Raw genomic sequence first — 6,346 nt, 5'->3', positions numbered from 1 at the left:
TTTTAGATAATATAAATTTATTAGAGGATAAATTAAATAAGTTAATGGATAGAAAAATTATTAACCAATCTGCTATGACAGGTTGGTTTTTGTTGTGGATCCTAATTTCTTATGCGTATAAATGACTAGGAAGAGGTAGCCAGCAATAAGAATTAAAATGACAACCTCAGGCTGAATGGCTAAGATAAAGCCAGCAGTGAAACTAAGTAGTCCGCCAATCAAGCTAGAGAGGCCAACTAGTTTGCTTGCTTTTTCTTTATTACGTATACGACGCTCGTTAAATCCAGGAAGCAACCATATTTGTTTTTTTATGCCGATGAAGTAAGCTAGGATGAAAAGAATGAAGCTAATCAGAATTAGGTTATAATTGATGAAAAGCAAAATGAACACGTCCTTTTTACAACTAATGTATGGTGAAGATAGTCGAAGTAGTACAAGGTAATAGGGGGATTTCATATATGTTTTACCCAAAAGGTAATCCACCGTTGCTATAATAGAAGCTAAGAATAAGAGAATAAAGGGGAGCGATTGATGAAAAAAGTAATTTTTACGCTTTTGGGGTTAGCGATTGTCGCTGCAGGAGTGATGGTATACATGCTTCAACATCATGAAGCAAAATCCTATGCAAAGGAAATAAAGCCCCAGGTAATCACGCATTTACAAAAAGAATTTCATGACGTTTCATCCGTCACGTTTACGGAAGAAAAGCTGTTATCTAAGAAAAGAATACAAATAAGTGGTTACGTAAATAACAACAAAGCGCTTGGCTTTTCCGTAACGACCTCGTATCCAGCCGGAGATATTGAAAGTGAGCTCGTTGTAGATCAAGCACTTTTTGATCAGCTGAAATAAGAAACCATTCTTTTTTATTAAAAATACCTAACACAATAGTAAATCATCCCCAAAACGTGCAATTATTTTGTTATGTTCCAAACTCTTCTTCGTTATACAAAACATTCATAGGCAGTGAAGGTGAGGATGCTCCATATCCATCTTCCATGCTCCGACATTTACATACAGAAAAACCGTCGGTAAACACTACTTTCCTATTTTCTAACCATATCTTTGTACTTAGTTGAGGTTTGGGTCTAAATGCTCATCTGATAATTAGGTAATTTAAGGTAATTTCCCTATTTACCTTTCAAGTCTACATGTTAACCTAATGGTAAGTACATAGGAGTAGAAGTAATATTGATTTAAAAATTAAGCGTATGTGTTAATTAACTACATCATCTTGTCAGGAGGAGTACTCATGGATCAAGCACTATTACCAAACGGGTCTGTTGTATTGTTAAAAGGGGGAGACAAAAAGCTCGTCATTTATGGACGTAAGCAAATGTCTCTTGGAGAAGAGCAACAAATTTATGATTATATCGGCGTTCCGTACCCAGAAGGGTTCATTAATGAACAGTACACATACGTATTTAATCACGCAGCGGTTGAGCAAGTAGTGTTTGAAGGTTATCGTGATGAAGATGAAGTCAAGTTTCAAGATGTACTACAGCAAGTACCAAAGCAAAAGCCAGAATAAGATAGGTAAATGAAAAGCCCTCTTCACATCGTGAAAAGGGCTTTTGCTGTTTACAGGCTAATTTCTTTTCCTTCTTTACGTTTTCTTCTATACTCAGCAGTTGCTGTGAAAAGTACGTCTGAAGAAGAGTTGAGCGCTGTTTCACAAGAATCTTGTAAAACACCGATGATGAAGCCCACCGCAACGACTTGCATCGCTACATCGTTTGGAATTCCGAATAAGCTACATGCTAATGGAATTAATAGTAAAGACCCACCAGCTACACCAGATGCTCCGCAAGCTGATATTGCAGCTACGATGCTAAGAATAAGTGCTGTACCAAAATCAACTTCGATGCCAAGCGTATTAACAGCTGCAAGTGTTAATACAGAAATTGTAACGGCTGCACCGGCCATGTTAATTGTTGCGCCTAGTGGAATAGATACTGAATATGTATCTTTATCTAAATCTAGCTTTTTACATAGATTCATATTCACTGGAATGTTCGCAGCAGAGCTACGCGTAAAGAATGCCGTAATCCCGCTTTCACGTAAGCATTGTAAAACAAGTGGATATGGATTTTTACGAATATTAATAAAGACGATAATAGGGTTAACAACAAGAGCAATAAAGAACATGCATCCTAATAAAACTACTAAAAGCTTTCCGTAATCAAGCAATGCCGATAAGCCGTTTGTAACAAGGGCTTCAAATACAAGGCCCATAATACCAAGCGGTGCTAGATTAATAACCCAGCGAACGATTGTTGAAATGGCATCTGAGAAGTTGCCAATCATATTTTTGGTTGTATCAGGTGCATGGCGAAGCGCAATACCAAGTACGATTGCCCACGCTAAAATGCCGATATAGTTAGCGTTCATCAGTGCATTTATAGGGTTGTCCACTATATTGAACAATAGCTTTTCCAGTACTTCACTTAACCCACCTGGAGGCTCAAATCCTTCAACGCCGCTTTCTTTAAGCTGTAGCGTTACGGGGAAAATAAAGCTTGCGATGACGGCAACAAGTCCAGCTAGGAATGTGCCGATTAGGTATAAGCCAATAATAGGCTTCATATTTGTTTGCTGCCCATTTCTGTGCTGTGCGATTGCGTACATAACTAAAAATAATACTAATACAGGCGCAACAGCTTTTAGCGCACCTACAAATAGCGCACCAAAGATTGTAACGAGTTTAGCTCCTTCAGGAACCGTTAACGCCAGAACGACACCGACGATAATCCCGATTACAATTCGAGTAACTAGACTAATTTGATTCCATTTGTGCAATAAGTTTTTCATCATTTGTTCCTCCGATTAATGCTTCATATCCTACATACTGCTCATACGTAAAAGTAAGTTTACCATGAAAAATATTGATTGTGAATGTGAAGAAATAAAATCTTTATAATTTTTAGAAAGTTTTTTCTTTGTACAAATGTCCACTCCACTAAAACAACCGCTTGCATGATTATATGTTATAAAAGAGAAAAATGCTAGTGTAAATTTTTATAAATAACAGAAAATTGTTTTTTTGGAATAAAGAAAAAGCACAAAATCAGGCGTGCAGCCTGATTTTGTGCTACGTTGTTTCTCGTATAACCAGTGTGGCTTTATAAAGCTTACGTCGAGGAGGCATTTCATTCTGATGTACGCGGAGAGCAAGTGCTTTAGCTACGTCCTTTGCAATTGTTTGTAGAGGGTAATCAACCGTTGTGAGTAAAGGAATGCTCGCGCGTCCAATGGAATGGTTGTCAAAGCCCATAATTGATACATCTGTCGGAATGTTAACGCTATGTTTTCGTGCACTATGAAGCAAACCCATAGCTACAAAATCACTTCCTGTCAACAGGCCATCTGGATAATCTTCAGTTTGAAAAAGTGTATCTCCAAGCCGAAGTCCGTCGTCAATTGTCATAACCCCGTTTCTTTTCATATCGGGTGAGTAGGTGATCCCTGCATCTTTTAAAGCGTGCTTAAATCCGCACAGCCTTTTTTGTTGAAGCGGCGTCTGTTCATAATCCATACAAAGTAAAAGGCGCGTTCGACCTTGTTTGAGTAAATGGGTCGTTGCATCAAATATCGCTTGTTCTTCATCTACTGAAAAGACGTCGAAAAGGTTTCCAGGAGCTTGTTCATTGCAAATGATGACGATTCTATTGCCTACCAACTCCTTGATTTCTTGTTCAGATAATAAAGTATGTGTCACAACCAGAGCGTCCATTTCTTGCTGTGCGAGCTTGTCATAGACATAACGCTCTTCTGATGGTTGAAAATCGCTTTGATAAATGACCGTTTCGTATCCAGATTGGCGACAGGCTTCTGAGAGTGCACTGATTAACTGACTAAAATAAGGGTGATCGACGGTAGGTACCAATAAGCCAATAAGCTGGTTTTGCTTCTTGCGCAAGTGAACGCCTCGCGCATTTCGCTTGTAACCAATTTGCTGGATGGCTTTTTCTACTTTTTCTTTGCTTTCTTGTGAAACGTGTGGATGGTGATTTAACACGCGTGAAACGGTGGATTTGGATAAACCGCTTATACGAGCAAGATCCAGAATTGTTGTCATAAAAAACCTCCATTTAGTCGTTGACCTGGGAACGTTCCCAGCGTGTATGCTGAAAAAAAGCAAAAGGAGAGGGAAACATGAACAAAAAAACATATCCTCATGGAAAAGAGACGCACGCACTTATTTTCTTTGATTTTGACGAAACATATTTTCCGCATGCCTGCACAGTGGAACAGCTTTCGATGCTGCAACAACTGGAGAGGTATTTACATGATGTGTGTAGTCAATATCACGTGAAAATTGGTTGGGTAACCGGCAGTAGCATCGCGCATATTGAGTCGAAAATGAAGAAAGCGAACTTAACATATTTGCCTCATTTTATTTCCAGTAATCTTGGAACAGAGCTATATATGGTTGATGAAGAAGGAAATAAGAATAGCTTACCAGAATGGCAAGCTAAAATTGACGCTTCCGGTTTTTCAAAGGAAACTGTTCAATCGCTTTTACATCAGCTTCGCACTGATTATGAGGTTGTCTTAACGCCTCAAACGCAGTTTGGTCAACAAGGGTATAAAATGAACTATTACTATTATACAAAATCAGAGCAAAATACTCATTCAGTCTTGAAGGTTATTAGGAAGTTAGCGGATGAATACGCAGTGGAAGTAAATATTAATCGATGCAATCCAAAAGCAGGGGACCCCGAAAATGCGTACGATGTTGATTTTATTCCAAAAGGTACAGGAAAAGCAGCCACCGTTCATTTTATGAAAGCATACTATGACGTTGCTCATCACCGAACGCTCGCTTTTGGAGATAGCGGAAACGATATCGACATGCTAAAAGCAGTGGAGCACGGCTATTTGCTTTTTAATGCGACTGATGAAGCGAAAGGTCTTCATGATCAACATGCATCGTCTGCTTATGGAGAGGGTATTATGGAAGTGTGTCAACAGGTTTTTACTTCGATGAAATAACAAAAACACCGGCTGCAGGCTTGCAGTCGGTGCTTTTGTTATTTTAAAAACTTCTGCACATACGGTGTAACCATTGGCTTTACGTGAGCATACAAATCTTTTGCCTGCTGGGCACCACCGGCAATCTTTGCATAGTCCATGTTACCTTGGTCATCTTGAAAATAAGACATCCATTCCGCTACTTGAGATCTTTTTTGAGGACGTCTTCTCGCAAATCCAGGGAATGGAAAAGCAGGTCTACGACGAGGTCTGTTTGAAAACATTTCTTCACCTTCTTCTAGTTGTTATAACGTATTATATGAACGAAAAGAGAAGAATGGAAAGGTTCCTGTCCTAGACCTTTGAAAATAAATAATAAAGGTTTGAAAAATGTTAAGAAAACAGAGTCGACAAATCCATGAACTTGTTAGACAAAACATGACGCTTTCTCGATAAAACGGCGCTATTTCCCTAGAAATTGTTGCAAACGACCTCTTTATTTGTAGAGATTTTACGTACGAAAGTCCCGTTTGATAGGCATAATCCCCTTTATAATAAAGGTAAGTGAATGCTGAAAGGAGCGGTTGAATGAAATGGACAAGTGGTATTGTAGTAGGAGCTTTTGCGGCATGTAGCGCAGTGATGGTAGCAGGTGTTCAGCATTGGGAAACAAAAATAGAGGGGCAGGCACAGGCAGCAGTCGTGGAAACGGCACAACCTCATCAAAAGCAGTTTTCTGGTGTATCAAGCTATACAAAGCATTTACCCCCATTTTTGGTTAGTGCGATTGAAGATACGTTTATAAAAGACAAGCCCATCTCACTTGTGCTGGTAGCGAGGGAAGAGGACGAGTGGGCATCTTTCGTAAAGAAATCTTTAGAAGATACATACGGACAAGACGTGTTTCACATCCAAATCTATTCGTATCATGATCAAACAACAAAAGAGCTCGTTCATTCTTCTTTTCAGCAAGACTTACAAAAGCTAAATCCGACCCTTGTTTTAGCTGAGGTTCCGATGTTGGAAGACCAGAAGGAGATGCCGATTGATGATGCGCTGCCCGAACTTCAAGAGTTCATTTCGCAAGTGAAAGAATTAAAAACAGCATTTATCCTTCAGCCGTCATCACCGTATGCTTCACAATATGAATCTTATGAAGAAGCGGTAGCAGCCGTCGGAGGAATGGCGAAGGAGAATCACGTTCACTATCTCAATCACGCTCCGCTATGGCCTTATGAAATCTCTCCTTATGTCACAAAAGAAAGTAAGTTAACGAAGGAAGGCAAGCGGCTGTGGGGTGAGCATCTAAGCAGTTGGTTTACAGGGAAATAAACGAGCAAAAAAGCATGAATGTTTTCATTCATGCTTTTTT

General features: G+C 39.3%; 8 protein-coding genes. 4 read left to right on the top strand and 4 right to left on the bottom strand.

All coding sequences use genetic code 11. The features are described 5' to 3' along the window. Positions 1 to 72 precede the first annotated feature (72 nt). A complete protein-coding gene (locus BFL01S_RS18420; RefSeq protein ID WP_235859262.1) occupies positions 73 to 456 on the bottom strand; it encodes a DUF3784 domain-containing protein in 384 nt (127 codons plus the stop codon). A 75-nt stretch (positions 457 to 531) separates the two neighbouring features. Between BFL01S_RS18420 and BFL01S_RS18415 the strand changes: the two genes are divergently transcribed. Beyond that, positions 532 to 852 (top strand): DUF1433 domain-containing protein, encoded by a 321-nt coding sequence (locus tag BFL01S_RS18415; protein WP_025910148.1) that lies wholly within the window; start codon positions 532 to 534, stop codon positions 850 to 852. A 400-nt stretch (positions 853 to 1,252) separates the two neighbouring features. Continuing rightward, a complete protein-coding gene (locus tag BFL01S_RS18410; RefSeq protein WP_025910149.1) occupies positions 1,253 to 1,531 on the top strand; it encodes a DUF4176 domain-containing protein in 279 nt (92 codons plus the stop codon). Between the two features lie 50 nt (positions 1,532 to 1,581). On the opposite strand, the gene sstT is transcribed toward BFL01S_RS18410, so the two are convergent. Beyond that, positions 1,582 to 2,811, bottom strand: coding sequence for a serine/threonine transporter SstT (gene sstT / locus BFL01S_RS18405; RefSeq protein WP_061786588.1), 1,230 nt, complete (start codon positions 2,809 to 2,811; stop codon positions 1,582 to 1,584). A gap of 280 nt (positions 2,812 to 3,091) precedes the next feature. Next, positions 3,092 to 4,078 (bottom strand): LacI family DNA-binding transcriptional regulator, encoded by a 987-nt coding sequence (locus BFL01S_RS18400; RefSeq protein WP_025910151.1) that lies wholly within the window; start codon positions 4,076 to 4,078, stop codon positions 3,092 to 3,094. A 77-nt stretch (positions 4,079 to 4,155) separates the two neighbouring features. Here BFL01S_RS18400 and BFL01S_RS18395 point away from each other — a divergent pair, with 77 nt between their 5' ends. Then, the gene (locus tag BFL01S_RS18395; protein WP_061786587.1) at positions 4,156 to 4,995 is read left to right on the top strand and encodes an HAD-IIB family hydrolase; all 840 of its coding nucleotides are present in this window, start codon (positions 4,156 to 4,158) and stop codon (positions 4,993 to 4,995) included. A gap of 38 nt (positions 4,996 to 5,033) precedes the next feature. Here the strand turns inward: BFL01S_RS18395 and BFL01S_RS18390 are convergent, their stop codons facing one another. After that, the gene (locus tag BFL01S_RS18390; RefSeq protein ID WP_025910153.1) at positions 5,034 to 5,258 is read right to left on the bottom strand and encodes a hypothetical protein; all 225 of its coding nucleotides are present in this window, start codon (positions 5,256 to 5,258) and stop codon (positions 5,034 to 5,036) included. Positions 5,259 to 5,562: 304 nt separating this feature from the next. Between BFL01S_RS18390 and BFL01S_RS18385 the strand changes: the two genes are divergently transcribed. Then, positions 5,563 to 6,306 (top strand): hypothetical protein, encoded by a 744-nt coding sequence (locus BFL01S_RS18385; protein ID WP_061786586.1) that lies wholly within the window; start codon positions 5,563 to 5,565, stop codon positions 6,304 to 6,306. Positions 6,307 to 6,346: the final 40 nt, after the last annotated feature.

Origin of the sequence: Priestia flexa NBRC 15715 (assembly GCF_001591565.1) — a bacterium.
In the GTDB taxonomy this organism is placed as follows: Bacteria; Bacillota; Bacilli; order Bacillales; family Bacillaceae_H; genus Priestia; species Priestia flexa.
The sequence above is the reverse complement of the archived record's forward strand: the minus strand, read 5'-3'. Positions and strand labels throughout refer to the sequence as shown.